This is a genomic window from Telluria sp. ZB4P34 (assembly GCF_059686055.1).
Window position 1 is genome coordinate 15,647 of sequence record NZ_JCASIF010000013.1, and the last position, 26,642, is coordinate 42,288.

General features: G+C 66.7%; 25 protein-coding genes and 1 tRNA gene. 8 read left to right on the forward strand and 18 right to left on the reverse strand.

What is annotated here, in order from left to right; genetic code table 11:
• The first annotated feature begins 56 nt into the window (after positions 1–56).
• Positions 57–479, forward strand: a complete 423-nt coding sequence (locus tag AC56KL_RS18215; protein ID WP_497181584.1) for a PaaI family thioesterase — start codon at positions 57–59, stop codon at positions 477–479.
• On the opposite strand, the gene AC56KL_RS18220 is transcribed toward AC56KL_RS18215, so the two are convergent.
• The 5 genes from AC56KL_RS18220 to AC56KL_RS18240 form a co-directional block, all read right to left on the reverse strand.
• Positions 476–1,000, reverse strand: coding sequence for a peroxiredoxin family protein (locus tag AC56KL_RS18220; protein ID WP_497181585.1), 525 nt, complete (start codon positions 998–1,000; stop codon positions 476–478). The two genes, AC56KL_RS18215 and AC56KL_RS18220, sit on opposite strands and share 4 nt — an antisense overlap.
• A gap of 48 nt (positions 1,001–1,048) precedes the next feature.
• Positions 1,049–1,681 (reverse strand): BON domain-containing protein, encoded by a 633-nt coding sequence (locus AC56KL_RS18225; protein WP_497181586.1) that lies wholly within the window; start codon positions 1,679–1,681, stop codon positions 1,049–1,051.
• Positions 1,678–2,271 (reverse strand): phosphoheptose isomerase, encoded by a 594-nt coding sequence (locus AC56KL_RS18230; protein WP_497181587.1) that lies wholly within the window; start codon positions 2,269–2,271, stop codon positions 1,678–1,680. Before AC56KL_RS18230 ends, AC56KL_RS18225 begins: the two co-directional genes overlap by 4 nt.
• A gap of 94 nt (positions 2,272–2,365) precedes the next feature.
• Positions 2,366–2,722, reverse strand: a complete 357-nt coding sequence (locus AC56KL_RS18235; protein ID WP_497181588.1) for a YraN family protein — start codon at positions 2,720–2,722, stop codon at positions 2,366–2,368.
• A gap of 200 nt (positions 2,723–2,922) precedes the next feature.
• The gene (locus AC56KL_RS18240; protein WP_497181589.1) at positions 2,923–4,200 is read right to left on the reverse strand and encodes a penicillin-binding protein activator; all 1,278 of its coding nucleotides are present in this window, start codon (positions 4,198–4,200) and stop codon (positions 2,923–2,925) included.
• 11 nt (positions 4,201–4,211) lie between these two features.
• On the opposite strand from AC56KL_RS18240, the gene rsmI reads away from it, so the two are divergent.
• A complete protein-coding gene (rsmI, locus tag AC56KL_RS18245; RefSeq protein WP_497181590.1) occupies positions 4,212–5,117 on the forward strand; it encodes a 16S rRNA (cytidine(1402)-2'-O)-methyltransferase in 906 nt (301 codons plus the stop codon).
• A gap of 32 nt (positions 5,118–5,149) precedes the next feature.
• Here rsmI and AC56KL_RS18250 read toward each other — a convergent pair whose 3' ends face one another.
• Positions 5,150–5,671, reverse strand: coding sequence for a hypothetical protein (locus tag AC56KL_RS18250; protein WP_497181591.1), 522 nt, complete (start codon positions 5,669–5,671; stop codon positions 5,150–5,152).
• A gap of 188 nt (positions 5,672–5,859) precedes the next feature.
• Here AC56KL_RS18250 and AC56KL_RS18255 point away from each other — a divergent pair.
• Positions 5,860–5,936: transfer RNA gene (locus tag AC56KL_RS18255), tRNA-Pro, on the forward strand.
• Positions 5,937–6,100: 164 nt separating this feature from the next.
• Here the strand turns inward: AC56KL_RS18255 and AC56KL_RS18260 are convergent.
• The 12 genes from AC56KL_RS18260 to AC56KL_RS18315 all read right to left on the reverse strand — a co-directional run bounded on the left by AC56KL_RS18260 (position 6,101) and on the right by AC56KL_RS18315 (position 20,231).
• A complete protein-coding gene (locus AC56KL_RS18260; RefSeq protein ID WP_497181592.1) occupies positions 6,101–7,033 on the reverse strand; it encodes a hydroxymethylglutaryl-CoA lyase in 933 nt (310 codons plus the stop codon).
• 4 nt (positions 7,034–7,037) lie between these two features.
• A complete protein-coding gene (locus AC56KL_RS18265; protein WP_497181593.1) occupies positions 7,038–7,967 on the reverse strand; it encodes a 2-hydroxyacid dehydrogenase in 930 nt (309 codons plus the stop codon).
• 43 nt (positions 7,968–8,010) lie between these two features.
• Positions 8,011–10,032, reverse strand: a complete 2,022-nt coding sequence (locus AC56KL_RS18270; protein WP_497181594.1) for an acetyl/propionyl/methylcrotonyl-CoA carboxylase subunit alpha — start codon at positions 10,030–10,032, stop codon at positions 8,011–8,013.
• A gap of 65 nt (positions 10,033–10,097) precedes the next feature.
• Positions 10,098–11,129 (reverse strand): biotin synthase BioB, encoded by a 1,032-nt coding sequence (gene bioB / locus AC56KL_RS18275; protein ID WP_497181595.1) that lies wholly within the window; start codon positions 11,127–11,129, stop codon positions 10,098–10,100.
• Between the two features lie 11 nt (positions 11,130–11,140).
• On the reverse strand, positions 11,141–11,974 hold the full coding sequence (bioD, locus tag AC56KL_RS18280) for a dethiobiotin synthase (protein ID WP_497181596.1): 834 nt from the start codon (positions 11,972–11,974) through the stop codon (positions 11,141–11,143).
• Positions 11,971–13,158, reverse strand: coding sequence for an 8-amino-7-oxononanoate synthase (bioF, locus tag AC56KL_RS18285; RefSeq protein WP_497181597.1), 1,188 nt, complete (start codon positions 13,156–13,158; stop codon positions 11,971–11,973). Before bioF ends, bioD begins: the two co-directional genes overlap by 4 nt.
• 4 nt (positions 13,159–13,162) lie before the next feature.
• The gene (gene bioA, locus AC56KL_RS18290; protein ID WP_497181598.1) at positions 13,163–14,515 is read right to left on the reverse strand and encodes an adenosylmethionine--8-amino-7-oxononanoate transaminase; all 1,353 of its coding nucleotides are present in this window, start codon (positions 14,513–14,515) and stop codon (positions 13,163–13,165) included.
• A gap of 6 nt (positions 14,516–14,521) precedes the next feature.
• Positions 14,522–15,307 (reverse strand): enoyl-CoA hydratase/isomerase family protein, encoded by a 786-nt coding sequence (locus AC56KL_RS18295; protein ID WP_497181599.1) that lies wholly within the window; start codon positions 15,305–15,307, stop codon positions 14,522–14,524.
• Positions 15,308–15,334: 27 nt separating this feature from the next.
• The gene (locus AC56KL_RS18300) at positions 15,335–16,942 is read right to left on the reverse strand and encodes a carboxyl transferase domain-containing protein (RefSeq protein WP_497181600.1); all 1,608 of its coding nucleotides are present in this window, start codon (positions 16,940–16,942) and stop codon (positions 15,335–15,337) included.
• A gap of 30 nt (positions 16,943–16,972) precedes the next feature.
• Positions 16,973–17,413 (reverse strand): YchJ family protein, encoded by a 441-nt coding sequence (locus AC56KL_RS18305; RefSeq protein ID WP_497181601.1) that lies wholly within the window; start codon positions 17,411–17,413, stop codon positions 16,973–16,975.
• A gap of 57 nt (positions 17,414–17,470) precedes the next feature.
• Positions 17,471–18,715, reverse strand: coding sequence for a D-amino acid dehydrogenase (locus AC56KL_RS18310; RefSeq protein ID WP_497181602.1), 1,245 nt, complete (start codon positions 18,713–18,715; stop codon positions 17,471–17,473).
• Between the two features lie 121 nt (positions 18,716–18,836).
• Positions 18,837–20,231: a serine hydrolase domain-containing protein gene (locus tag AC56KL_RS18315; RefSeq protein ID WP_497181603.1), complete on the reverse strand. Its 1,395-nt coding sequence runs from the start codon at positions 20,229–20,231 to the stop codon at positions 18,837–18,839.
• A gap of 244 nt (positions 20,232–20,475) precedes the next feature.
• Between AC56KL_RS18315 and AC56KL_RS18320 the strand changes: the two genes are divergently transcribed.
• The 5 genes from AC56KL_RS18320 (at position 20,476) to AC56KL_RS18340 (ending at position 26,571) form a co-directional block, all read left to right on the forward strand.
• Complete coding sequence (locus AC56KL_RS18320; RefSeq protein ID WP_497181604.1) at positions 20,476–21,219, forward strand: GntR family transcriptional regulator; 744 nt, start codon at positions 20,476–20,478, stop codon at positions 21,217–21,219.
• 159 nt (positions 21,220–21,378) lie between these two features.
• Positions 21,379–22,257: an N-acetylmuramic acid 6-phosphate etherase gene (locus tag AC56KL_RS18325; protein WP_497181605.1), complete on the forward strand. Its 879-nt coding sequence runs from the start codon at positions 21,379–21,381 to the stop codon at positions 22,255–22,257.
• 109 nt (positions 22,258–22,366) lie between these two features.
• Complete coding sequence (locus tag AC56KL_RS18330; RefSeq protein ID WP_497181606.1) at positions 22,367–23,662, forward strand: MFS transporter; 1,296 nt, start codon at positions 22,367–22,369, stop codon at positions 23,660–23,662.
• A gap of 131 nt (positions 23,663–23,793) precedes the next feature.
• On the forward strand, positions 23,794–24,936 hold the full coding sequence (locus AC56KL_RS18335; RefSeq protein ID WP_497181607.1) for an acyltransferase family protein: 1,143 nt from the start codon (positions 23,794–23,796) through the stop codon (positions 24,934–24,936).
• 63 nt (positions 24,937–24,999) lie between these two features.
• Positions 25,000–26,571: a glycoside hydrolase family 10-like protein gene (locus AC56KL_RS18340; protein WP_497181668.1), complete on the forward strand. Its 1,572-nt coding sequence runs from the start codon at positions 25,000–25,002 to the stop codon at positions 26,569–26,571.
• Positions 26,572–26,642 lie beyond the last annotated feature (71 nt).

Sequence of the window (26,642 nt, forward strand, 5' to 3'; positions counted from 1 at the left end):
CGGCACAGGAGGGGCACACGGTGTACGATGCCGCTTTTAATCAAAGCGACCACACCGTGAATCCGAAATACACTCCTGCTTCCTTCAACGAATTCGGCAAGTCCTTCCTTCCGGGACATCTCGGCATCGAGATCAAGGAAGTGGCCGAAGGCCGCGTCTGCGCCGAGCTCCCCATCCAGCCCCACCTGCTGGCCCCGAACGGCTACCTGCACGCCGGCAGCGTCGTCACGCTGGCCGACACCGCAGCCGGCTACGCCTGCGTCGCCCACCTGCCGGAGGGCGCGAACAGTTTCACCACGATCGAGCTGAAATCGAATCACCTCGGCACTGCGCGCCAGGGCACGATCGCCGTCGTGGCGACCGCCGTGCACCTGGGGCGCACGACCCAGGTGTGGGATGCGACCGTCACCGACAAGGACAGCGGCAAGACCATCGCCCTGTTCCGCTGTACCCAGATGATCCTGTATCCGAAGGCTTAAGAAGCCAGTTCTTTTTCGATCAGCTTGTGCAGGGTCGGGAAATCCGGCTCGCCCACGTACTGCTTGATGATCTTGCCGTTCTTGTCGATCACGAAGGTCGTCGGGGTCAGGCTGACGTCGCCGAACTGCCTGGCGATGTCGCCGGCCGAGTCGATCGCGACGGTGAAGGGCAGCTTGCGCGTCTCGGTGAAGTTCAGCACGTAGTTGGGCGGGTCGTACTGCATCGCCACCGCCACGAACTCCAGGCCCTGCGCCTTGTACTTGTTGTAGGTCTCGACCATCTGCGGCATCTCCTTGACGCAGGTGACGCAGGAGGTGGCCCAGAAATTCACCATCACCACCTTGCCGCGCAGCGACTCGGTAGAGATCTTGTCGCCGGTGATGCTGATGAAGGTGACGTTCGGCGCGGGCGTGCTGCTGAGGGTGGTGTAGCCGACCCCGGCCAGCGCCAGCACCACGGCACAGGCGATGGCGGGCTTGATCCAGGGGCGGACGGGTTTGGATGCGGTGGATGCGGTCATGGCGGAAGCGGATGAAGAAACGGCAGGACCGCAGTCCTGCCGTTGGCATTAGCTCTGTGCGGGAGCACTCTGGTTGGCGCGGGGATCTTCGTCGGCGATGTACTCGAAGATCTTGACGACCCGGACTACACCCGGCACGCCCTTGGCGACGTCGGCCGCGACATTGCCTTCACGCGGGGTGACGAGGCCCTGCAGGTACACCACGCCGCGTTCGGTCGTCACCTTGAAGGCGGTGGCCGAGACGGTCTTCCTGTCGACCAGGCTGGCCTTGACCTTGGTGGTGATCAGGGCGTCGTTCGAGCGCGAGGTATAGCTCGACGGGCCGGCGATTTCCAGCTCGTTGATCACGGAAACGACGTTCTCGACCGCGCGCACTTCGCGCTCGGCCGCCTGCTTCATGGCTTCGTCGCGCACTTCGCCGGTCAGCAGCACCTTGCGGTTGTAGCTGGTGACGTTGACGTGGCCGTTCTCGCCGGTGAGCTGGCGCAGCTTGAGCTCGGCCTTGACGTTGATTGCCTTGTCCTCGGTCTGCATGCCGATCGTGCGGCGGTCGTTGGCCGACAGGACCGCGGTGGCGGCGCCGCCGACGGCCATGGCCACGCAGCCCGACAGCGAAGCCGCCAGCGCAGTGCCCAGTACGATTTTCGACAGCAGGCCGGCCAGCGGGCGTGGTTTGGTCATTCTTCTTCTCCTCCGAACAGTGCGACGTCGATGCCGTCGCAGATGCAGTGAATGGCGCACAGGTGGACTTCCTGGATGCGTGCAGTGCGTGCGTGAGGCACGTTGATATGGATGTCGGCGTCGGTCAGCAGCTTGGCCAGTGCGCCGCCGTCCTTGCCGGTGAAGGCGACGATGCGCATCTCGCGTTCCAGCGCCGCCTCGACCGCGGCCAGCACGTTGGCCGAATTGCCCGAGGTCGAGATCGCCAGCAGGACGTCGCCGGCCTGGCCGAAGGCTTGTACCTGCTTCGAGAAGATTTCCTTGAAGCTGTAGTCGTTGCCGACCGCCGTCAGGATCGAGGTGTCGGTGGTCAGCGCGATCGCGGGCAGCGGAAAGCGCTCGCGCTCGAAGCGGCCAACGAGCTCGGCAGCAAAGTGCTGGCAGTCGGCGGCGGAACCGCCGTTACCGCAGGCCAGGATCTTGTTGCCGTTGGACAGGGCGCCGAACATGAGTTCGACGGCCTGCGAAATGGGTTGTGCCAGAGCAGCAGCCGATTTCATCTTGAGATCGGCGCTCTCCTGGAAGTGAGCAAGGATGCGTTGAGTATTCATAACCGGGAATTATAGTGCAGTGGCAACCCAGCTCGGGCAACCACCGTAAGATTTGCTTACATTTCAATGAGCTTGGGTCAAACTCCGATCAAACTCAGTTGATCACGTCCTGCAACCATTCCAGATTGTCAGCATCGATGGCAACCACGTCGAAGCGGCAGGGCGGGGTGACGGGAAAACGCAACAGGTAAAATTGTGCCGCCCGTACCAGGCGGCGTATCTTGGCCGGCGTGATGCTGGCGGCCGCGCCGCCGTGCCCGCGATCGGCGCGCTGGCGCACCTCGACAAACACCAGGGTATCGCCATCGCGCATCACCAGGTCGATTTCACCGCCCTTGCAGCGAAAATTCTCCTCGACCGGCTGCAAGCCGTGGCGCCGCAGGTGGCGCAGGGCGACCTGCTCCCAGTCGCGGCCCTGGGCCTGCCGTGGGGACAGGCGCAGCGGCCACATAATTAGAACCTATCCCAGTAGGGAATGAGTCGTTGCTGACGCGCCTGACAAGCGGGGGCTGTGTAGCATGGCACCCCATGCCATGCTACCTCGTCGTTGCATGGCATAGGGTACGGCCTCCTCGCGCCTTGCCCGCGCTTGTCATGCATCGCATACGCGCATGTCGTCATCAACTTCGTCCTCCCTACTGGTATAGGTTCTTAGCGTCCGAAAGCGACGGTCTCGTACATGCCGTCGCGGTAGACCGTGCCGGTCTCGACGCGGCGGAATGCGGGGGCGCCCCCTCCTGCGCCCATGTCGATCGACAGGCGTCCGGTCACCCCGTCCAGCTCGAACGATCCGTCCGGACGCAGGGCCAGTTCGCGCGCGATGCGGAAGGCGTCGATGCCGAGGGCGTACAGGCGCTGCATGTCGAAGCCGTCGGTGGCGCCGCCCCAGCGCGGGTAGCTCGCCACCAGCGGGTGTTCGGGCTGCACGGTCCAGGGCAGGTCGAGGACGCGCACGCCGCTGAGCTCCGGCGCGCTCATGGCCGGATCGCGGCCCGGGTTGATCGAAGCGGTGCCGTAGGTCGGCAGCGAGGTGCCGATCGCGCTGCGCACCTGGCGCAGCCCGACGGCGTCGAGCGCGGCAAATACCAGCTGTGGCGGATCGACCTGCATGCGCGTGCGCAGTTCGGCCAGCGCGTTGGCGTCGATATAGCCTTCGCTGCTGGGCAGCTCGACGACCGCGTTGTTCAGGCCCAGCTGCGACCAGCGCGCCGTAAATGCGCCCGACAGGCGCTGTTGCCAGGCTGCCTTCCCGGTCAGCACCAGGGCGCGGCCGGCCGGCTGTTCGGCGGCGGCCCAGTCGGCCACCTGGCGGGCTTCGTCCTCGAGCGACAGGCCGACCACCAGCATGCGGCGCGGCAGTGGCCCATCGACCTGCGGATGGTTGAGGGCAATGGTCGGTTTCGTCACGGCGCCGCTGGCGGCAAGCGCGGCCACGGCAGGACGGGCGAGGGGACCGACCACGATGTCGTGCTGCTCGGCCGCGCGGGCATAGGCATCGAGCGTCGCCTGGGCCGAGTCGCCGGTGGGAATCACGTTGACCGTCACGCCCGTGCGCTCGCGTTCGTAGCCGGCCAGGAAGCCGGCACGGACCGCTTCGGCGGGCTGCGCCAGCGCGTCGGATTGCAGGGGCAGCAGCAGGGCGATGCGGGTGCCGGTGCGGGTGAGGTCGGACGCCAGGGGGCGGCCATCGGCGCCCGGCGGCAGGTCGACCGGGTTGGTGCGAACCGGCGCGGCCGGTGGCGGAGGAAGATAGCCGGGTTCGGCAGGCGCCGGGCTTGCGCTCGGCGCGGCGGGCGCGCAAAATCCGCCCGGTACGCCACAGCCCCTGTCCGGCGGCAAAGGCGTACTGGTGCACGCAGTGAGCGACCCCGTCAGCAGACCCATCGCTGCAGTTGCCAGCAGCACCCTGATTTTCTTTTTCTTCAGCATCGGAACCCCTTATGACAGAACAGCAGACCATCGACATCGCCCGGCTACCCGTCATGGGCGAAGCGGCCCAGCAGTCCTATCCTACCGCAACGCTGTATGTCGTGGCTACACCGATCGGCAACGTCACCGACATCACGCTGCGGGCACTGCACCTGCTGGCGCTGGCGGATGTCGTGGCCTGCGAAGACACGCGCAAGACCGGCGCCCTGCTGCAACGTTTTGGCCTGAGCAAGCAGACCATTGCCGCCCACATGCATAACGAGCGCGAGGTGGCCGACAAGATCGTCGAACGCCTGCAGGGCGGGCAGCGGGTGGCGCTGGTGTCGGACGCCGGCACCCCGGCCGTGTCGGACCCGGGCGCGCGCATCGTCGACGCGGTGCGCGCGGCAGGCCTGAACGTGGTGCCGCTGCCGGGACCGTCGGCGGCGATCACGGCCCTGTCGGCAAGCGGGCTGGTGAACGACCGCTTCCATTTCGTGGGCTTCCTGCCGGCAAAATCGAAACAGCGCGACAGCGCGCTGGCGGCACTCGCGCGCGAGACCTCGACCCTCGTCATCTACGAAGCACCGCACCGCATCGTCGATTGCGTCGAAGGATTGATGAGCGCGTTCGAGCCGACCCGCCAGGTGGTGTTCGCGCGTGAGTTGAGCAAGATGTTCGAGGAAATACACCGTTGCCCGCTGTGCGAGGCGCGGGCCTGGGTCACGGCCGACCAGCATCGCGAGCGCGGCGAGTTCGTCTTGCTGGTGGAAGGAGCGACCCTGGAAACCGATGCGCAGGATGCGGAAGCGGAACGCATCCTGCAGATCCTGTTGACGGAGTGCTCGGTCAAGCAGGCGGCCAACCTGGCGGCGCAGATCACGGGACGCAAGAAGAACGCCTTGTACGAACGGGCGCTGCAGATCAAGGGCGAATGAAGGCGAATTAAGGCCGACGAGGGGGCCCACGCTCACCACTTGCAGCCGTGGTCCTTCTTGTCGAGCGCCAGGAACAGCGGCGCCAGCAAGCCACCCGGCAGGCCGTCCTTGCAGTCACGGCGCTTGGCCTTGCTGATGGCTTTCGCGGCCTTCGATTCCGTCTCGAGCGGCGGGTCAGGAAATTGTGCGTTCGCCATTCCTTCACGGCCGAGCTTGGTTTGACTTGCCAGTTGGCGGGCCGTTTGCCTTGCGTCGCCCAGGCTGAACTGCGGCGCCTCGTTCGTCGCCGGCTCTTCGGTCTGCTGTACCGTGAAGGCGTCCGGTGCGTTTTCCTGCTGCGGCAAGCTCGGTACGGCGATGACCGGCTTGGGCGTGGACTTGCGGGTGCTGCGGGAGGCGGGCGCTTCGGCGCGCGGCGGCGGTACCGGTTCCGAACGTGGTGCAGGCGGCGGTGGCGGGAGGATGCGCACGGCGATCGGGGCGGCGGAATCGGCGTCCGGCGGAGGCAGGGCCGGCCCCGGCCCGCGAAAGGCGAGCACGAGCATCAGGTGCAAGGCAATGGAGACCCCGACACCTGCGAGGAAGCGTGTATTTCCCGGGTTCCGGACAGCACCGGCGCCGTGTCGTGCTGCGAAACTCACAATGTTTCCCGTTTGGTCATCGGAGAAGAATGCCACAAACTTGCTTATTTTCTCCTTAATCCTTGACCAGATCACCGTCGACGCGCTATGATCGCTGTCTTCGGAGTGTAGCGCAGCCCGGTAGCGCACCTGGTTTGGGACCAGGGGGTCCAAGGTTCGAATCCTTGTACTCCGACCAGCATTAAGAAAAAAGCCGACAGCGAAAGTTGTCGGCTTTTTTCGTTCTGCGTTGCGTAGGGTGGTCGGCTTGTCCGACCGCGCGTTCAAACCACATATGAACAGCGCTAGCTCTGTCCACCCTGTAGTTGAACGCGCGGTCGGCGGAGCCGACCACCCTACGAATCACCCAGCGCGCTTGGCCAGCAGGGCATTCCCCGCCCGGCTCGCACCCTTGCGGCCCAGCTGCTGCGAGATGAACTGTCCCGCATCCACCACCTGGTCGAGGTCGATGCCGGTCTCGATGCCCAGCCCGTTCATCAGGTACAGCACGTCTTCGGTGGCGACGTTGCCGGTCGCGCCCTTCGCATACGGGCAGCCGCCCAGGCCCGACACCGACGAGTGGAAGATGGCCACGCCGACTTCCATCGCCGCGTAGATATTCGCCAGCGCCTGGCCGTAGGTGTCGTGGAAGTGGCCCGACAGGCGTTCCAGCGGGAATTCCTGCGCCGCGCGCAGCATCACGGCCTGGGTCTGGCGTGCCGTCGCGACGCCGATGGTGTCGGCGATGTCGATTTCATCGACGCCGAGGTCGCGCATGCGGCGCACCACGTCGGCCACGCTGTCCAGCGACACCTCGCCCTGGTAGGGGCAGCCGAAGGCGGTGCTGATCGACGCGCGCAGGCGCAGCTTGTGCGCCTTGGCGGCCTTGGCCACCGGCTCGAAGCGGGCGATCGATTCGGCGATCGAGCAGTTGATGTTCTTCTGCGAAAAGGCTTCCGAGGCCGAGCCGAAGATTACGACTTCATCGGCCTTGCTTGCTAACGCCGCTTCGAAACCCTGCATGTTCGGCGTCAGCGCCGAGTAGATCGTGCCCGGCAGGCGGTCGATGCCGGCCATGACTTCGCTGCTCGTGGCCATCTGCGGCACCCACTTGGGCGACACGAAGGAGGCCGCCTCGACATTGGGGAAGCCGGCGCGCGCGAGCCGGTTCACCAGCTCGATCTTGACGGCGGCGGACAGTGCTTCCTTTTCGTTCTGCAAGCCGTCGCGCGGACCCACTTCGACAATCTTGACCTTCTTCGGCAGGCTGGCTTGCTGGCTCGTTTGCTGACTCATGCTTTCAATATCCTAGATCGCGGTCGACGACGTCGTCGACGGGTTGGCCGCTCTCCAGCTTCGCGATCTTGTCCCGAATCTGGACCACGGCGTCGTGGCGCACGGTGAGCGCCGAAATATGCGGGGTGATGCTGATGCGCGGCTCGTTCCAGAACGGGTGGGGTGCTGGCAGCGGTTCATGGCGGAACACGTCGAGCGTGGCGCCGGCGATGTGGCCGGAACGGATCAGCGTCATCAGGTCGGGTTCGGCCAGGATGGCGCCGCGCGAGACGTTGATGAGATATGCGCCCTGCTGCAGCTTGCCCATGTTGTGGCGGTCGAGCAGGTTGGCCGTCTCGGGCGTGAGCGGCAGCATGCAGACCAGCACGCGGGTGCCGCGCAGGAAGGCATCCAGCCCCTCCTCGCCGTGGAAGCATTCCACGCCCGGGATGTCCTTGGGCGTACGGCTCCAGCCGCGCACCGGGAAGCCGAACAGGCGCATCGCCTCGACCACCGGCAGGCCGAGCTTGCCGAGGCCCATGATCCCGACCGCGAACTCGCTCTTGGGCGTGAGCGGCAGCGGGTCCCACACGCCGTGGCGCGCCTGCTGTTCGTAGTCGTCGAAATGGCGGTAATAGCGCAGCACCGCGTGCGCCACGTACTCCGCCATCTGCACGCCCATGCCGGCGTCGCCCAGGCGCACGATCGGCACCGGCGGCAGGGCCTCGCCCAGCTTGAGCAGGGCGTCGACGCCGGCGCCCATCAGGAAGATCGCACGCACGTGCGCAAGCTGGTCCAGCAGGGCCGGCGTGGGGCTCCACATGACCGCGTAGTCGCATTGGGGCAGGGCCTCGCCCTCCTTCCATGCGATGGTTTCCGCTTGCGGCATGACGGCGGCGAATTCGCGCGCCCATGGCTCGATCACGCCGTCTCCCCGGTACAGGAGTATGCGCATGTCTCCCCCTCTCATTTTTTTATGGTTGTGCGAGCCTCGCTCGTTACGCCGCCTTGAACGCCAGCAGCGGCGCGCCATCCGCCACCTGGTCGCCGACCTGGTACAGCACTTCTTCCACCAGGCCGTCGCTCGGCGCGGAAATCGTGTGCTCCATTTTCATTGCTTCCATGATGACCAGCGGCTCGCCCTTCTTGACTTCCTTGCCGGATGCGGCCAGCACGGCCACCACTTTACCCGGCATCGGGGCGGTCAGGCGCCCACCCGCAGCCTCGGTTTCTCCCGCGTGCGCCATCGGGTCATTGTACGCCAGGGTGACATGGCGGCCACCCGTGAACACGTGGAACAGGTCGCCGTCGCGGCGCACGCTGCCGTGCATCGAGGTCTCGCCCAGGCGGATGGTGAGTTCAGCGCCCTCGTGGCGGACCAATTCGAGGGGCTGGCGCTCGCCGTTGGCATCGATCTCCCAGCCGTGGGCACCGTAGGTCAAGCCTACCTGATAACCAGCTTCGCCGCTGAACTCGTCGGCAAAGGACAGCACGCGGCGGTAGGCGCTGTTCATGCGCCAGCCGCGGGCCTGGGCCCAGGGGTCGGCCGGATTGACCGAGCCGCGCACGGTTTCGCCGCTGCTCAGCGCCAGCGCAGCCAGGGCCAGCGCGCCCAACGGGGCGCTGGTGGGAGCAGGGAACAGCGTATCGCCGTGGCGGTCGATCAGGCCGGTGTCCAGGTCCGCGGTCGAGAAGGCTTCGCCTTCCACCAGGCGCTTCAGGAAAGCGATGTTGGTGGCCAGGCCGACGATCTGGAACTCCGCCAGCGCCTGCGACAGCCGCGCCAGGGCCTGGGTGCGGTCGGCGCCCCAGACGATCAGCTTGGCGATCATCGGGTCGTAGAAAGGAGAAATGGCGTCGCCTTCGCGCACGCCCGAGTCGACCCGCACGGCCGCCGGATTCGTGCCGTCGGCGCCCAGCTGGAACTCGACGGCATGTGGGGTATCCATGTGGCGCAGCGTGCCGATCGAGGGCAGGAAGCCCTTTTCCGGATTCTCCGCATACACGCGGGCTTCGATCGCGTGGCCGTGGATCGCCAGCTCGCCCTGCTTCTTCGGCAGCGGCTGGCCGGCGGCGACACGCAGCTGCCACTCGACCAGGTCGGTGCCGGTAATCATTTCCGTCACCGGGTGTTCCACCTGCAGGCGGGTGTTCATTTCCATGAAGTAGAACGAACCGTCCTGGTTGGCGATGAATTCCACCGTGCCGGCGCCCACGTAGCCGACGGCGCGCGCGGCGTTCACGGCCGCTTCGCCCATCGCCGCGCGGCGGTCCGGGGTCATGCCCGGGGCCGGGGCTTCTTCCAGCACCTTCTGGTGGCGGCGCTGCACCGAACAGTCGCGCTCGTGCAGGTAGACGCAGTTGCCGTGGGTGTCGGCGAACACCTGGATCTCGATGTGGCGCGGACGAATAAGGTATTTCTCGACCAGCACCTTGTCGTCCCCAAAAGAGCTGATCGCCTCGCGCTTGCACGACGCCAGCGCGGCCTCGAAGTCTTCCGAACGCTCGACCACGCGCATGCCCTTGCCGCCGCCGCCTGCACTGGCCTTGAGCAGCACCGGATAGCCGATGCGGTCGGCCTGTTCGCGCAAGAAGCCCGGCTCCTGCTCGTCGCCGTGGTAGCCCGGCACCAGCGGAACGTTGGCGCCTTCCATCAACTGCTTGGCGGCCGACTTCGAGCCCATCGCGCGCATCGAGGAACCCGGCGGGCCGATGAACACCAGTCCCGCGGCCTGCACGGCTTCGGCGAACTCCGCGTTCTCCGACAGGAAGCCGTAGCCCGGGTGGATGGCCTGTGCGCCGGCGGCTTTCGCAACCTCGATGATCTTCTGGCCGCGCAGGTAGCTGTCCTTGGCCGCGCTGGGGCCGATCAGGACTGCCTCATCGCAGACCGCCACGTGTTTCGAGCCCGCATCGGCTTCCGAATACACGGCGACGGTGCGGATACCCATGCGGCGCGCGGTAGCGGCGACACGGCAGGCGATTTCGCCACGGTTGGCGATGAGGATCTTGGTGAACATGCGTTGGTCTTTCGCTTTTTGGTTATCGGTTCGGCGCGGCCGTCTCCCCGGCCGCGTTCACAAAATCAGCAGCCGCAAGCGGCCTTCGGCGCCGACTCCAGCGTCGCCGCACGGGTTTTCAGGCCCAGCTTCTCGAGCAGCACGCGGTCGTCGTCTGCTTCCGGGTTGCCGGTGGTGAGCAGCTTGTCGCCGTAGAAGATCGAGTTGGCGCCGGCCATGAAGCACATCGCCTGCACGGCCTCGCCCAGTTCGCGGCGGCCGGCCGACAGGCGCACGCGCGCCTGCGGCATGGTGATGCGGGCCACTGCGATGGTGCGCACGAATTCGATCGGGTCGAGCTTCTCGATGCCATGCAGCGGCGTGCCCTCGACCTGCACCAGGTGGTTCACCGGCACCGATTCAGGGTAGGGATTCAGGTTGGCCAGCTGGGCGATCAGGCCGGCGCGCTGCTCGCGCGTCTCGCCCATGCCCACGATGCCGCCGCAGCAGACCTTCAGGCCGGCGCTGCGTACGCGGCCCAGGGTATCCAGGCGGTCCTGGTACTCGCGGGTCGAGATCACGTTGTCATAGAAATCCGGCGCGGTGTCGATGTTGTGGTTGTAGTAGTCCAGGCCCGCCTTTTTCAGCTGTTCGGCCTGTCCTTCTTCGAGCATGCCCAGGGTGGCGCAGGTTTCCATGCCGAGCGCCTTTACTTCGCGCACCATGGTTTCCACTTTCTCCATGTCGCGCTCCTTCGGGCTGCGCCATGCGGCGCCCATGCAGAAGCGGGTGGCGCCGCTGGCCTTGGCCTGGCGGGCTGCATCCAGCACGGTGTCGAGGTCGAGGATCTTCTTTGCTTCGACACCGGTGTCGTAGCGCGCCGCCTGCGGGCAGTAGCCGCAGTCTTCCTCGCAGCCGCCGGTCTTGATCGACAGCAGGGTGGCCAGCTCGACGTCGCCGTCGGGGAAGTTGGCGCGATGCGCCTGCTGTGCACGGAACATCAGCTCATTGAAAGGCAGCTCGAACAGGGCCTGCACGTCCTGCAGCGGCCAGGTGACGTGTTCCGGCTGCTTGATGGCGACGGGACGATGCAATGCGATGGTATTCGATTCGGACATCTTGGTTTTCCTTAGGTCTGGACGCGCGGAGAATGCCAGCCCGGCAGCCCCGCTAGGTCGATATGGTCGGCGGCGGCCTGCGCCGTCGCTTGCTCCAGGCGGGGCACGTGGCCCAGCAGTGGCGCCGGAATGCGTTGTTCCAGCGCTTCGATGTTCTCGCGCATGAAGCGCATGTTCGGGTCGACCGTATTGGCGACCCAGCCGGCCAGCACCAGGCCGCGTTCGACGATTGCTTCGACCGTCAACAGGGCGTGGTTGATGCAGCCCAGCCGCAGGCCCACCACCAGGATCACCGGCAGGTTGAGCTGGGCCGCCAGGTCGGCGCTGTCGAAGTCGTCGTTGAAGGGCACGCGGAAACCGCCCACGCCTTCCACCACCACGGCATCCGAAGCCGCCTGGATCTCGGCATAGGCCGCCAGGATCGGCACCGCTTCGATGACCACGCCTTCGAGCGCGGCGGCGATGTGCGGTGCGGCAGCTTCCTTCAGCATGAAAGGCGTCGTGATGTTGCCTGGCAGGTGCACGTTGCCGGCGGCGCGCAGCATGTCGGCGTCTTCGTTGCGCAGCTCGCCATCGATGAGCTCCGCACCCGCGGCGACCGGTTTCATGCCGCAGGCGCGGCGTCCGCTTGCCGCCAGCTTGTGCAGGATGGCGCTGGAGACCAGCGTCTTGCCGATCTCGGTATCGGTGCCCGTCACGAAACAACAGAAGCGCAAGGGCAGGCCTTCGGCGGCCAGCGGTTCAGGTTGCGGCGCGGCGGCCGGGGCGCCGCTGGTCGCGGGGACGGCCACGGCGACGCCTGGCGTCAGCGCCAGTGGCTGGTCCGGCTCGTTCAGGTTTTTCATGCGATGGCCCTTTCCAGTTCGTTCAGCGCGCGCGCCAGTTGCGCCACCTCTGCGTGGGTGTGCGCGGCCGACAGGGTCACGCGCAGGCGCGCCGTGCCCGGCGCCACCGTGGGCGGGCGGATCGCCGGCACCCACAGGCCCTGCTCGTGCAGGGTGGCGGCCACCCGTAGCGCCTCGTCGTTGCTGCCGACGATGACCGGCTGGATCGCCGTATTCGATGCCGGCAGCTGCCAGCGCTGCAGGCGCAGCGCATCCTGCAGATGGTCCACCAGTGCCGTCAGGTGGGCGCGGCGGCGCGCGCCTTCCTCGCCGCCGATGATATCAAGGCTGGCCTGCAGCGCATGGGCCAGCGCCGGCGGCGCCGCCGTCGTGTAGATGTAGGGACGGGCGCGCTGCACCAGCAGTTCGATCACGCTGGCATGCGCCGCGATGAAGGCGCCGCCCACGCCGGCCGCCTTGCCGAGGGTGCCGATGTAGACCAGGTGCGGCGAGCGTACATTGAAGTGCTCGAGCGCGCCGCGGCCGCTCTCTCCCAGTACGCCGAAGCCGTGGGCGTCGTCCACCACCAGCCAGGCGCCGTGGCGCTCGCACAGTTCCAGCAATGCGGGCAGGGGGGCCAGGTTGCCGTCCATGCTGAAGACGCTGTCGGTGACGACGATCTTGGTGCCGGCCGTGCTGGCGCGCAGTTGCGCCGCCAATGCATCGACCTCGCCGTGCGGATAGACCGTGACGCCGGCCCTGGCCAGGCGCGCGCCGTCGATCAGCGAGGCGTGGTTCAGCGCTTCCGAGAAGATCTGCGCGTCGGCGTCGGCGCCGAGCGCGGTGAGCACGGCCAGGTTGGCCATGTAGCCGGTGCACAGGTACAAGGCGCGCGCATGGTCGATATAGGGCGCCATCCACTCGCCGAAACGCGCTTCCAGCAGGGCGTGAGCGCGGCTGTGGCCGCTGACGAGGTGGGACGCGCCGCTGCCGGCGCCATAGCGTTCGGCCCCTTCCTGCAGCGCCGCGATCACGGCCGGGTGCGAAGCCAGGCCGAGGTAGTCGTTGCTGCAGAAGCCGAGCATGTCGCGGCCGTCCACGACCTGGCGCGGCGCGCAGGGGCTGTCGGCCACGCGCAGGCGGCGGGTCAGGCTTTGCGCGGCCAATGCGTCCAGCTTGCGGTCGATGCGGTCGATGAGGTCCATGGTGTCAGCTCGCGATCACCGATTCGAACACCTTCTGCGTGCGCGCGGCCAGGCCGGCGACCTCTTCGTGATCGAGCACGTAGGGCGGCATCAGGTAAACCGTGCGTCCGATCGGACGCAGCAGCAGTTCGTTTTCCACCGCCGTGGTGAAGAAACGGCGCGCGAAGGTCGAGGCGCGCGCCGGGTCGGGCTCCAGCGCGTCGAATGCGAAGATCATGCCGCGCTGGCGGAAGTGATGGGCGCGCTCGTGCTCGGCCAGCGGCGCCAGCGCGATGGTGAGCCTGGTGGCCAGCTCGCGGTTGCGGTTCAACACGTCGTCCTGCTCGAAGATGTCGAGCGTGGCCAGAGCCGCTCGGCAGGCCAGCGGGTTGCCGGTGTACGAGTGCGAATGCAGGAAGCCGCGCGTGATGTCTTCGCTGTAGAAGGCCTGGTAGATGGCGTCACTGGTGAGCACCAGCGAGAGCGGCAGGTAGCCGCCGCTGATCCCCTTGGACAGGCACAGGAAGTCCGGCCAGATCGCCGCCTGCTCGCAGGCGAAAAAGGTGCCGGTGCGTCCGCAGCCGACCGCGATCTCGTCGGCGATCAGGTGCACATGGTGCTCGTCGCACAGCGCGCGCAGCAGCTCCAGGTAGAGCGGGTCGTACATCGCCATGCCGGTGGCGCACTGCACCAGCGGCTCGACGATGATGGCGGCGATCCTGTCGCCGCGCGCCTCGAACAGGGTGCGGACAGCTTGAATAGCGCGGCGGGCCACGTCCTGGGCCGATTCGCCTTCGGTAGCGTTGCGGGCATCCGGCGCCGGCACCACGTGCGCGGCGCGCAGCAGCGGGCCATAGGCATCCTTGAACAGAGGCACGTCGGTGACAGCCAGTGCACCGATGGTCTCGCCGTGGTAGCTGCCCTGCAGGCAAACGAATTCCTGCTTGGCGGCATAACCGGCATTGCGCCAGGCGTGGAAGCTCATCTTCATCGCGATCTCGACCGCCGACGCTCCGTCGGAAGCGTAGAAGGCGTGGCCGAGGTTGTGGCCGGTGAGGGCCGCCAGTTTTTCGGACAGCTCGATCACCGGCTCGTGGGTGAAGCCGGCCAGCATCGCGTGTTCGAGCTTGTCCAGCTGGTCCTTCAGGGCCGCGTTGATGCGCGGGTTGGCGTGGCCGAACAGGTTGACCCACCAGGAGCTGATGCCGTCCAGGTAGCGGCGGCCTTCATGGTCGTACAGCCACGGCCCCTTGCCATGGCTGACCGCGATCAGCGGCACCTCTTCGTGGTGCTGCATCTGGGTGCAGGGGTGCCACACGCTGCGCAGGCTGCGTGCGATCCAGTCGGAAGAGGTCTGCTGCTTCACGGTGGTTCCCATCGATGCTCAGTTCAGCCAGCCCGGCTTGCGCTTCTCGAGGAAGGACGCCACGCCCTCGCGGCCTTCCAGTGAAGCACGGATTTCCGCGATGCGCGTGGCGGTATCCAGCAGCAGCGCGTCGTCCACCTGTTGGCCCACCACCTCGCGCACCAGCTTCTTGGCCTCGCGTACGGCGTTCGGGCTGTTCGTCACCAGGCTCTTCACGATGCCGGCCACGGTGGCGTCCAGCGCCTCGGGGGCGACCACCTCATGCGCGAAACCGATGCGCTGGGCTTCCCGGGCGTCGAAACGCTCGGCCGTAAGGAAGTAGCGGCGCGAAGCCTGCTCGCCCATGGCCTTGATGACATAGGGAGAAATCGTGGCCGGGATCAGGCCCAGTTTTACTTCGGACAGGCAGAAGTGCGCTACCTCGCTGGCCACCACGATGTCGCAGGCCGCCACCAGGCCCATGCCGCCGGCGTAGCAGTCGCCCTGCACCTTGGCGACCGTCGGCTTCGGGCACAGGTAGATGGTGCGCAGCATGTCGGCCAGGCGCGCGGCGTCCTGCTGGTTCTCGCCGTGCGAGTAGCCGGCCATCTTCTTCATCCAGTTCAGGTCGGCGCCGGCGCAGAAGGCCGGGCCGTTCGCGGCCAGCACGATGGCGCGCACCTGTTCGTTGCGGCCGAGTTCATCGAAGGCCAGCGCCAGCTCGGCGATGGCGTGCTCGTTGAAAGCGTTGCGCAGGTCCGGGCGGTTCAGGGTGACGGCGGCCACCTTGTCGTCGATCGCGACGGTGAGAGTCTGGTATTCCATAATGTCAAGTTCCCTTTACATCCGGCGTTACATCCGGAACACGCCGAACTTCGTGTCTTCGATCGGCGCATTCAGCGCGGCCGAAAGTCCCAGGCCCAGCACGGTGCGGGTGTCGGCCGGGTCGATCACGCCATCGTCCCACAGGCGCGCGGAGGCATAGTAGGGATGGCCCTGGTGCTCGTACTGCTCCTTGATCGGCTGCTTGAACGCGGCTTCTTCCTCCGGCGACCACTGGCCGCCCTTGCCTTCGATGCCGTCGCGCTTGACCGTGGCCAGCACGGAGGCCGCCTGGTCGCCGCCCATCACCGAGATGCGCGCGTTCGGCCACATCCACAGGAAGCGCGGGGAGAAGGCGCGGCCGCACATGCCGTAGTTGCCGGCCCCGAAACTGCCCCCGATGATGACGGTGAACTTCGGCACCGATGCGGTGGCGACCGCCGTGACCATCTTGGCGCCGTTGCGGGCGATGCCTTCGTTTTCGTACTTGCGGCCGACCATGAAGCCGGTGATGTTCTGCAGGAACACCAGCGGGATCTTGCGCTGGCAGCACAGCTCGATGAAGTGGGCGCCCTTCAGTGCCGACTCCGAGAACAGGATGCCGTTGTTGGCGATGATGCCGACCTTCATGCCATAAATGTGGGCGAAGCCGCACACCAGCGTGGTGCCGTAGCGCGCCTTGAACTCGTCGAACTCGCTGCCGTCGACCACGCGCGCGATCACTTCGCGCACGTCGAAGGGCTTGCGGGTGTCGACCGGAATCACGCCGTACAGCTCTTCCGGCGCATATTTCGGCTCGGCGCTTTCGCGCAGCGCGCCCTGCACCGGCTTGACGCGGTTCAGGTTCGACACGATGGTGCGGGCCAGCGACAGCGCATGCAGGTCGTCCTTAGCCAGGTGGTCGGCCACGCCCGACAGGCGGGTGTGGACGTCGCCGCCGCCCAGGTCTTCGGCGGTGACCACTTCGCCGGTGGCCGCCTTTACCAAGGGAGGGCCGCCCAGGAAGATGGTGCCCTGTTCCTTGACGATGATCGATTCGTCGCTCATCGCCGGGACGTAGGCGCCGCCGGCCGTGCAGGAACCCATCACCACGGCGATCTGCGGAATGCCTTTCGCCGACAGGTTCGCCTGGTTATAGAAAATGCGGCCGAAGTGGTCGCGGTCCGGGAACACGTCGTCCTGGTTCGGCAGGTTGGCGCCGCCCGAATCGACCAGGTAGATGCAGGGCAGGTGGTTCTGCTCGGCGATCTCCTGGGCGCGCAGGTGCTTTTTCACCGTCATCGGGTAGTAGGTGCCGCCCTTGACGGTGGCGTCGTTACAGACGATCACGCATTCCTGGCCTGCCACGCGTCCAATGCCGGTAATGATGCCGGCGGCCGGGGCCGCGCCTTCGTACATCTCATAGGCGGCCAGCTGGGAGAATTCGAGGAAGGGCGTGCCCGGATCGAGCAGCATCTGCACGCGGTCGCGCGGCAGCAGTTTCCCGCGCGCGAGGTGCTTGGCGGACGCGGCTTCACCGCCGCCTTGCGCCACTTGCGCGACCTTGGCGCGCAAATCGTCGACAATGGCCTGCATGGCCGCGGCATTCGCCTTGAAGTCTTCGCCGCGCGGGTTGAGTTTGCTCTCGATCTGGGGCATCGCCGTCCTCTGTTGTCTCTTGCGTTTTGTTTACTTGGGGAAACTACCGTCCACGTAGTACCAGCGCGGCATCCGGGTGTCCGGGTCCGGCTCGCGCAGGAAACGGCTCACTTCGTGCAGCCGGTGCGCCCGTCCGCCCACCTTGAAGCGGGCCACGAATTCCACGGTATCGCTGTCTGGATCGTCCGCTGAATTTACTTTACGTTGACGTAAACGTAAAGCAGATTTTACCTCAAGTCCTAGCCAGCGAATCGGCTCTTTCTCATCGATGACGGGGTCGCGCGGACGGGTGCTCGGGTGCCAGGTCGCCAGCAGATAGGCTTCGTTTTTCTGGACGTAGGCGGTGTAGCGCGATCGCATCAGGGCCTCGGCCGTGGGTGGCAGGGCGTTACCCGCGATGAAAGGGCCGCAACAGGCGGCCGGCGACGGCCCGCCGCAGGGGCAGGCCTCGGAAGTGGTCGTTTTGGACATGGCCGTCATTATCTGCCATTTTCAATGGCGGCACGGGAGCCGGGCATCCGTGGCGGATCAGCCGCCCAAGCGCAGGCCATCCAGCGCGAAGGGCGGCGCCTTGCCCTGCATCGCCCCCGCCAGCAGGCTGGCGCTGCCGCAGGCGAAGGTGAAGCCGAGCGGGCCGTGGCCGACGTTCAGCCACAGGTTGCCGTAGGGCGTGGCGCCGATGATCGGCGCGCTGCTCGGGGTGGCGGGGCGCAGGCCGGCCCACACCGACAGCTTCGAGTAGTCGGCTGCGCGCGGCATGGTTTCCTTCACCTGGCGCGTCAGGCCGTCGACGCGCTTCCGGTTGTGGCTGAGGTCTTCTCCCACCATGTCGACCATGGCCGCCACCCGCAGCTTGTCGCCGATGCGCGCATACAGCACCTTGCGCTCGAAGTCGGTCACGCTGATCTCCGGCGCCACGTCGTCGGCGCGGATCGGGGCCGTCAGGCTGTAGCCCTTCAGTGGATACAGCGGCAGCGCGATGCCGACCGTATCGGACAAGCTACGGCTCTGGATGCCTGCCGCCAGCACATAACTGTCGGCGGACAAGCTGCCCTGGTCGGTCTCGATGCCGGTGATGCGGCCGCCGCGCCCTTCCTGGGCCAGCAGGCGGCGCGCTTCGGCGTTGACGAAACCATGGAAATTCGGGTGGGCGCGAAGGCGTTCGGCCAGCGCCAGGCAGAAGGCGTGGCAGTCGGCCACCGCTTCGCCGCTGTTGTAGATGCCGCCGGCCAGCAGGGGTTCGGCCGCCGCCAGCGAGGGTTCGCGCGCGGCGCATTGCGCGGCGGTCCAGACATCGCCGGCGCCGGCCTTGCCGGCCGCCTTCTCGAACACGTCGCGCGAGCGGTAGACCACCAGCTTGCCGGCGTCGCGCCAGTCGAACTCCTCGAGCGGGATGGTGAGCTCGAGCTGCTTCATGCCCTGGCGCGACAGCTCGCCCAGCTCCAGCAGCTTGGCCGTGGTCTTGCGGTTGACGTCGGCGCGGCAGTGCGCCAGGAAGCTGGCCAGCCAGCGGTACTGGCGCAGGTCGGCCTCGGGGCGGAAGTGCAGCGGCCCCGTGTCCTGGAACATCCATTGCAGGGCTTTCAGCGGGACGCCCTCGTCGGCCAGGGGCGACACATAGCGGTAGCTGAGCTGGCCGCCGTTGCCGTAGCTGGACCCGCTGCCCACGCCTGGTGCGCGTTCGAGGACGGTGACGCGGTAGCCGGCTTCCGCCAGCCACCAGGCCGACGTGAGGCCGACCACGCCGCCACCGATGACAATTACTTGCTGCATCCTGCACTCTTCTTGTTGGTTACGTGGGTGGAGCTTAGGCCCCCGGCCTGGCCAGGGCCAATGAAAGTCGCGCCGGGCGCCATAACCGGCATATATGTACGCTTTTGTGGTCGGTTTGGCATCAGCTCGATGCGCGTTGGCCGACGATCGCGTGGCGATACAGCGCCGTGAGGATCCGTTCCTCGTAGCGCGCCATGGCCGAATAACGTCCGTTCTGCTGTTCCGGATCCGCCGAGCTACCGCCCGTCAGGACGATCATGCCGTTGCCGCGCGCGGCATCCAGCGCGAACACCGAGCGTAAACCATAGGCTTCGCCCAGGTGGCCGAGCGCCTCGAATCCGCCGCCTTCGACCAGGCCCATGCCCGGACGGTCGGGGAAATGCTGGTTGCCGAGACCCCAGGCACGGTACAGGCCGTTCAGGGTGTCGCCGTTGCCGCCATTGCCACTGCGGCCATCATGGGTCCAGTGGCGCGCGAACATGCGCTCGAGCGTGGCGCGCTGGAACAGGCGGGTGGTCCCATGGACGCCGCCATTCATCAGCATGCGCATCACCACGCCCATGCCGGTGGCTGAAATGCGCAGGCCGCCGGTCGGGCTGAACGGCGTGGCATTGCTGCCGGGCGCCGCGGTGGCGGTACCGGCAGGCAGCACCGGCGCCCTGGCGCCGTAGTCGTCCACCTGCGGGATCCACGGCCCGGCCGCATTCCAGATCTCGGTGTCGACCGTGCGCTTGCGGTACAGCGTCGCGAGATTGTCCAGCGCACCAGGGGCCAGGCCCGCCGGGTTGTAGCCTGCCTGGATGCCGAGCGGCTGGAACAGCAGGCGCTCCATCAGGCGGTCGAAACGCTCGCCCGTGATGCGCTCCATCACGGTGCCGATCACGCCCCAGGCCAGGTTACAGTAAGTGAAGTAGTCGCCCGGGCCGGCGCGGTCGGACCACATCTTGCCTTCGCCGTACAGCGCGCCGCCCGGCACCAGCACGTCTTTCAGCGACACCGGCAGCTGCCAGGAATAGCCGGCATCGTCGCGCAGCGACGAGGTATGGGTGAGCAGGGTGCGCAGCGTGACGGGGCGTCCCGGGAAGTGCGGGTTGCGCACGCTGTAGCCGAGGTAGTCCGACACGTCGGCATCGAGCTCCAGGCGGCCCGCTTCCACCAGGCGCATCAGGCCCAGCGTGGTCATCATCTTGGAAATCGACGCGATGCGGTACAGCGACTCCGGCGTGGCGGGACGGTCGGGCAGGGGGCTGCCGCCGCCGTTGCCACCATCCTTGCCGATATAGCGGCGTCCGAAAGCCTGCTGGTACACCGGCTGTCCCGCCCGCATCGCCAGCACGGACAGGCTGGCCAGCTGCATGGCCGGGTCGTTGGCAATGGCGGCCAGTTCGGCGTCGAGGGCCTGGCGCACGGCGGCCGGGAGGGCGGGCGTGGCAGCGGGCGAAGGCGGCGCCGCGAACAGGGGCTCGACCGTGCCCAGCAGGGCCATGCCCAGCAAGCTTCGCCTGCGCTCGTTCATCCCGACTCCTTTCGCCACCACGGCCTGTTATCTGTGAAATGTGCTACCTGTTCCGGTCGAGGATACGGAGTGACAGGGAAGATTGCCAAATGAATAGCCGTAGCCTTGGCATAACCCTTTTATATTGGCATCAAGTGGTATGCTCATAAGCCAGGAGAATGCATATACGAAGCTTTTTCATGGACCCTGCCGCGCCGGTAATGCAGGTTGCCATTACACTTTCCGTCACACCTGAACGATACCGATGACGACAACCAGCCCTGCCTTCCAGGTCGACCTGAACGACAACTCGCCACTGTACATGCAGCTGGCGCGCAAGCTCGCGCAAGACGTGCGCGACGGGCGTTACCAGGCCGACCAGGCCTTGCCTTCGGAACGCACGCTGTCCGAGCAGCTCGACGTCTCGCGCGTTACCGCCCGCAAGGCGATCGACCAACTGGTCGAACAGGGCCTGGTGGTGCGCCGGCGCGGTTCCGGTAATTACATCGCGCCGCGCATCGAGCAGCCCTTGTCCGACCTGTCGAGCTTTTCCGAGCAGCTCCAGCAGCGCGGCTATACGCCCAGCAGCCACTGGCTGCGGCGCGAGGTCCTGCAGGCCGACGCAGACGAGCAGCTGTCGCTCGGCCTGTCGCCGCACACGCGCGTGGCCCGCCTCGAGCGCCTGCGCCTGGCCGACGGGGTGGTGATGGCTTATGAAATCAGCGTGATCCCGGCCACCGTGCTGCCTCGTCCCGAGAACGTCGGCGGCTCGCTGTATTCCCACCTGTCCAAGACCGGGCACATGCCGGTGCGCGCGTTGCAGCACCTGCGCGCGATGAACGCGTCCGCCGAACTGGCGGCGCGCCTCGACGTGCCGGAAGGCCGCGCGGTCCTGTACATCACCCGCGTCGGCTACCTGGAATCGGGCGAGCCGGTGGAGCTGACCCATTCCTACTGCCTGAGCGACCACTACGACTTCGTCGCCGAATTGCGCCGGCCGGGCGTCTAAGGACCCTCATGGCTCCGTCGCATCGTCTTGCCCTGGGGCTGTCGGTCGCCCGGCAGCATAACTTTTCGGCATGATGACGGGCGCAGCTTTCATGGGCCTCTTGCGACAATTGGTATTACACTGGTTTCATCGATCACTCCGCACCAAAGAAGACAGGCAATGCTGAAAACCGAAACCCCGGCCCAGGACCATGCGTCCCTCGACCAGTACCCGACCGTGGATCTGGTCAACGTGCTGGTCGACGACCAGCTCAATGCGGTCAAGGCCGTGCGCGCCGCCGCGCCGCGCATCGCCGCCGCCGTCACCGCCGCGCTGCCGCGCGTGGAAGCGGGCGGGCGCCTGGTCTACGTCGGCGCCGGCACCTCGGGCCGCCTGGGCGTGCTCGACAGCGTCGAGCTGTACCCGACCTTCTCATGGCCGCACGAGCGCGCGGTGGCGCTGCTGGCCGGCGGCCTGGAAGCGATGTTCGTCGCGGTCGAAGGCGCCGAGGACGACTTCGACCAGGGCGCGGCCGACCTGCGCAAGGTGGACGTGGGCCCGAACGACGTGGTGCTCCTGATCGCAGCCTCGGGCTTCACTCCGTATGTACTGGGCGCCTTGCAAGCCGCGCGCGCAGCGGGCGCGCTGACGATCGGCTTCGCCAACAATGCCGACGCCCCGGTGGCGAATGAGGCCGAGATCGGCGTCACGCTCGATACCGGCCCGGAAATCATTTCCGGCTCCACCCGCCTGAAGGCCGGCACGTCGCAAAAGATCGCGCTGAACACGTTTTCGAGTGCGCTGATGGTCCGCCTGAACAAAGTCTATGGCAACCTGATGGTAGACTTGAAGGCGACCAACGCCAAGCTGGTGCGGCGCGCCGTCCGCCTGACCGTGTTCGCCACCGGCGCCGACGAGGCGGCCGCGCAGGCGGTGCTGGAGCAGTGCGGCTACCACGTCAAGACCGCAGTGGTGGCCCTGATCAAGCAAACCGGCGTCGAGCAGGCGCAGGCGCTGCTGGAAGCCGCGCACGGCAGCGTGCGCGACGCCATCGCGTAATACCCAACTAAGACGCAACTGAGACGCAACTGAGACGCAACTGAGGCGCAACCGAGATTCGTCCGATGCGCACCCGGGGTGCGCATCACCTGCCGACCACGAAAGACCTATGCAGACTTCGCTCGACAAACGTTCGTCCACTGCCAGCCCGTCGCAGTCCAATCCGTGGTCCTGGATACCATCGCTGTACTTCTCGCAGGCCATCCCCTATGTGGTGGTGATGAGCCTGTCGGTCATCATGTACAAGGACATGGGCGTGTCGAACTCCGATATCGCCTTCTACACCAGTCTGCTGTACCTGCCCTGGGTGATCAAGCCCCTGTGGTCCCCGGTCGTCGACATGTTCGGCACCAAGCGCCGCTGGACCGTGTTGCTTCAGCTGGGCGTGGCCGCCTCGCTGGTGGCGGTGGGCCTGTCGCTGCAGCTGCCGAACTTCTTCATTGCCAGCCTCGCCGTGATGTGGGTGATGGCCTTCAGTTCCGCCACCCACGACATCTCGGCCGACGGCTTCTACATGCTCGGCCTGCGCCAGCAGCAGCAGGCGGCCTTCGTCGGCGTGCGCTCCACCTTCTACCGCCTCGCCACGCTGTCGGTGCAGGGGCCGCTGGTGGTGCTGGCCGGTTACCTGGCGACCCGGCTTGGCAGCGTCCACCAGGCCTGGTCGATCGTGTTCTTCGTGCTCGCCGCCTTCTTCTTCGCGGCCTTCCTGTGGCACCAGCTGATCCTGCCCAGGCCGGACAGCGACCACAAGGTGCCGAGGACCAGCAATCCCCTGCGCGACTTCTTCGTCACCTTTGCCCTGTTCTTCCGCAAGCGCGACATCTGGCTGATCATCGGCTTCATCCTGACCTTCCGCCTGGGCGAAGCGCAGCTGCTGAAACTGGTGGCGCCCTTCCTGAAAGACCCGCTGGCCGCAGGCGGCCTGGGGCTCACCACCGAGCAGTACGGCATCGCCTACGGCACCATCGGCATCGCCTTCCTCACCATGGGCGGCCTGGCCGGCGGCTACCTGATCTCGCGCCTGGGCCTGAAGCGCTGCCTGTGGGTGATGGTGTTCGCGATCCACCTGCCGGACCTGGTGTTCGTCTACCTGTCGCAGACCCAGCCGACCAGCTTCGCCCTGGTGTGCAGCGCGCTGGCGGTCGAGCAGTTCGGCTACGGCTTCGGCTTCACCGCGATGATGCTGTACATGATCATGGTCTGCGAGGGCGAGCACAAGACCGCCCACTACGCGATCTGCACCGGCTTCATGGCCCTCGGCATGATGGTTCCCGGCATGTGGAGCGGCGACCTGCAGGAATACCTCGGCTACAAGAATTTCTTCATCTGGGCCTGCCTGTCGACCATCCCGGCCTTCATCATGGCGGCGCTGGTGAAGATCGATCCGGAATTCGGAAAGAAGTAGGGTGTTCGGCTTCGCCGAACGCGCGTTCAACAAGGGCATGAACAGTGGTCGCGTCCATTCATGTGCTGATTGAACGCGCGGTCGGCGAAGCCGACCACCCTACAACATCAAGGTATGGAGACCCTGCAGCAATGCCCGACGCCCCCGTGCGCCTGACCTCGCTCGACGCCTTCCGCGGCTTTACCATTGCCGCGATGGTGCTCGTGAATAATCCGGGCGACTGGGGCAACCTGCATGCGCAGCTGGCCCACGCCAGATGGCATGGCTGGACCTTCACCGACTGCATCTTCCCCTTCTTCCTGTTCATCGGCGGCGTCGCCATGACGCTCTCGCTCGGCCGCCTGGCGGCAGGCGGCGCCGACAAGCCGCGCCTGCTGGCCAAGCTCGCCAGGCGGGCCGCGCTGATCTTCCTGATCGGCTTCCTGCTGAACCTGATCCCGCGCTTCGACTTCGACAGCGTGCGCATCCCCGGCGTCCTGCAGCGCATCGCCCTGTGCACGCTGCTGGCCGCGCCGCTCGTCGTCTATCTCGGCTGGCGCGCGCAGCTGGCCGTGATCGCGGCGTTGCTGGCGCTGTACACGGCCCTGATGCTGTGGGTGCCGGTGCCTGGCATCGGCGCCGGCGTGCTGGAGCCGGGCAAGGACTTCGGCGCCTGGATCGACCGCATGGTCCTCGATGGCCACCTGTGGGTGCAATCGAAGACCTGGGACCCGGAAGGCCTGGTCAGCACCATCCCGGCCCTGTGCAGCCAGCTGTTCGGCGTGCTCGCCGGCCGCGTACTGGCCGCGAACCTGCCGCGCATCGAGCAGGCCGTGTGGATGCTGTTCGCCGGCCTGGTGTTCCTGGCGCTGGGCTCGAGCCTGGATGCGCTGCTCATGCCGATCAACAAGAGTCTGTGGACGGTGTCGTACTGCCTGTGGATGACCGGCTGGGCGCTGCTTGCCTTCGGCAGCGTCTACTGGCTGCTCGACGCCAATCCCCATGCCCGCGTGCGCGAGCGCGCCGCCGCCTGGGCCAGGCCTTTCGTCATCTACGGCATGAACGCGCTGTTCATCTTCGCGTTCTCCGGCTTCGTGGCCAAGATGCTCGGTTTTATCAAGCTGGTGCAGCCGGACGGCAGCCAGCTCTCGCTCGGCCGCACGCTGTATGCGCCGATCGCGGCGCTGCCGCTGGGCGCTGCCAACACATCCCTGTTATACGCCATCCTTTTCAACGCCTGCATGTTCGCGATCGCGTATGGCATGTGGCGCAAAGGGTGGTTCGTCAAAGTCTAGAACAACTATGAAGGAGGCGATTTGAAGCCCAATCTGCATAAACGCGCATTCACGCTTGGCGCCATGACCGGTGCGCTGGCGCTGGCCGGATTCCTCACCGCCTGCACCACGCAGCCGACCGCCCCCGACGGCGCGGGCACGGCCGCGGGCTCGGCCGATACGCCGCCGCCGGCCCCGCGCGAATTCCGCGCCGCCTGGGTGTCGACCGTCGCCAACATCGACTGGCCCAGCAAGCCGGGCCTGCCGAGCGGCCAGCAGCAGGCGGAAGCCATCGCCATCCTCGACCGCGCGGTCGCGCTCAAGCTGAACGCGATCGTGCTGCAGGTGCGCCCGGCGGCCGACGCGATCTACCCGTCGAAGATCGAGCCGTGGACGGAATACCTGACCGGCGCCCAGGGCAAGCCGCCCATGCCGATGTACGACCCGCTTGCGTTCTGGATCAAGGAAGCCCATGCGCGCGGCCTCGAGCTGCACGCCTGGTTCAATCCCTACCGCGCGCGCCACGACAATGCGCGCTCGCCGAGCGCCCCGAACCACATCACCAACGCCATCCCGTCCGCGGTCAAGCGCTACGGCAAGTTCATGTGGATGGACCCGGGTGAAGAAGCCGCGTCGAAGCAGACCATGGACGTGATCCTCGACGTGGTACGCCGCTACGACATCGACGGCGTGCACATCGACGATTATTTCTATCCGTACCCGATCCCCGCGCCGGAAGTGGCGGGCAACGCAGCGGCCCTCGACGGCAAGCCGGCAAGCGCCCCCGAACTCGACTTCCCCGACGGCCCGGCCTGGGAGCGCTACCTGGCAAGCGGCGGCAAGCTCGATCGCCCGTCCTGGCGCCGCGACAACGTCAACCGCCTGATCGAGGCCATGTACAAGGGCATCCATCGCGAGAAGAGCTGGGTGCGCTTCGGCATCAGCCCCTTCGGCATGGGCCGTCCGGACCGCCGCCCGCCGGGCATCTCGGGCTTTTCCCAGTACGACAAGCTGTATGCGGACGCCGAGCTGTGGCTGGAGAAGGGCTGGCTCGACTACTTCGTGCCGCAACTGTACTGGCCGATCAAGCAGACCGCCCAGTCCTATCCGGTGCTGCTCGACTACTGGATTTCGCAGAACCCGCAGGGCCGCCACATGTGGCCCGGCCTGTTCACCAGCCGCATCGGCGCGCCGCCGCCGACCCTGAACTACGAGCCGCAGGAAATCGTGGACCAGATCGCGCTGACGCGCCAGCGTCCGCTGGCCACCGGCCACGTCCACTTCAGCATGGTGGCGCTCACGCAGAACCGTAAGGGCATCAGCGACCAGCTGCGCGCCACGACCTATAACGGCCAGGCGCTGGTACCGGCGACCACCTGGCTGAAGTCGGACGGCCCCGGCACGCCGCTGGTAGCGGCCAAGCGCGGCAAGGACGGCGTGCAGCTGCAGCTCAAGGCCGGCAAGTCGACAGCCCTGTATGCGATCTGGGCGCGCCACGGTGGCGAGTGGCGCTTCTCGGTGGCGCCGGCCGTACGCGCGAACTGGACCGTGGCGGACGACGCGAAGCTCGGCGCCGCCGACCTGGTGGTCGTGAGCGCGGTCGACCGTCTCGGCAACGAAGGCGCGCGCGTGCATGCATGGCGCAAGCCGTCATAATATTGAACGGCAGCGGATGAACATCGCTGCATAAGCTTTGTTCATGCAAGGACCGCCAGCATTCATTGGCT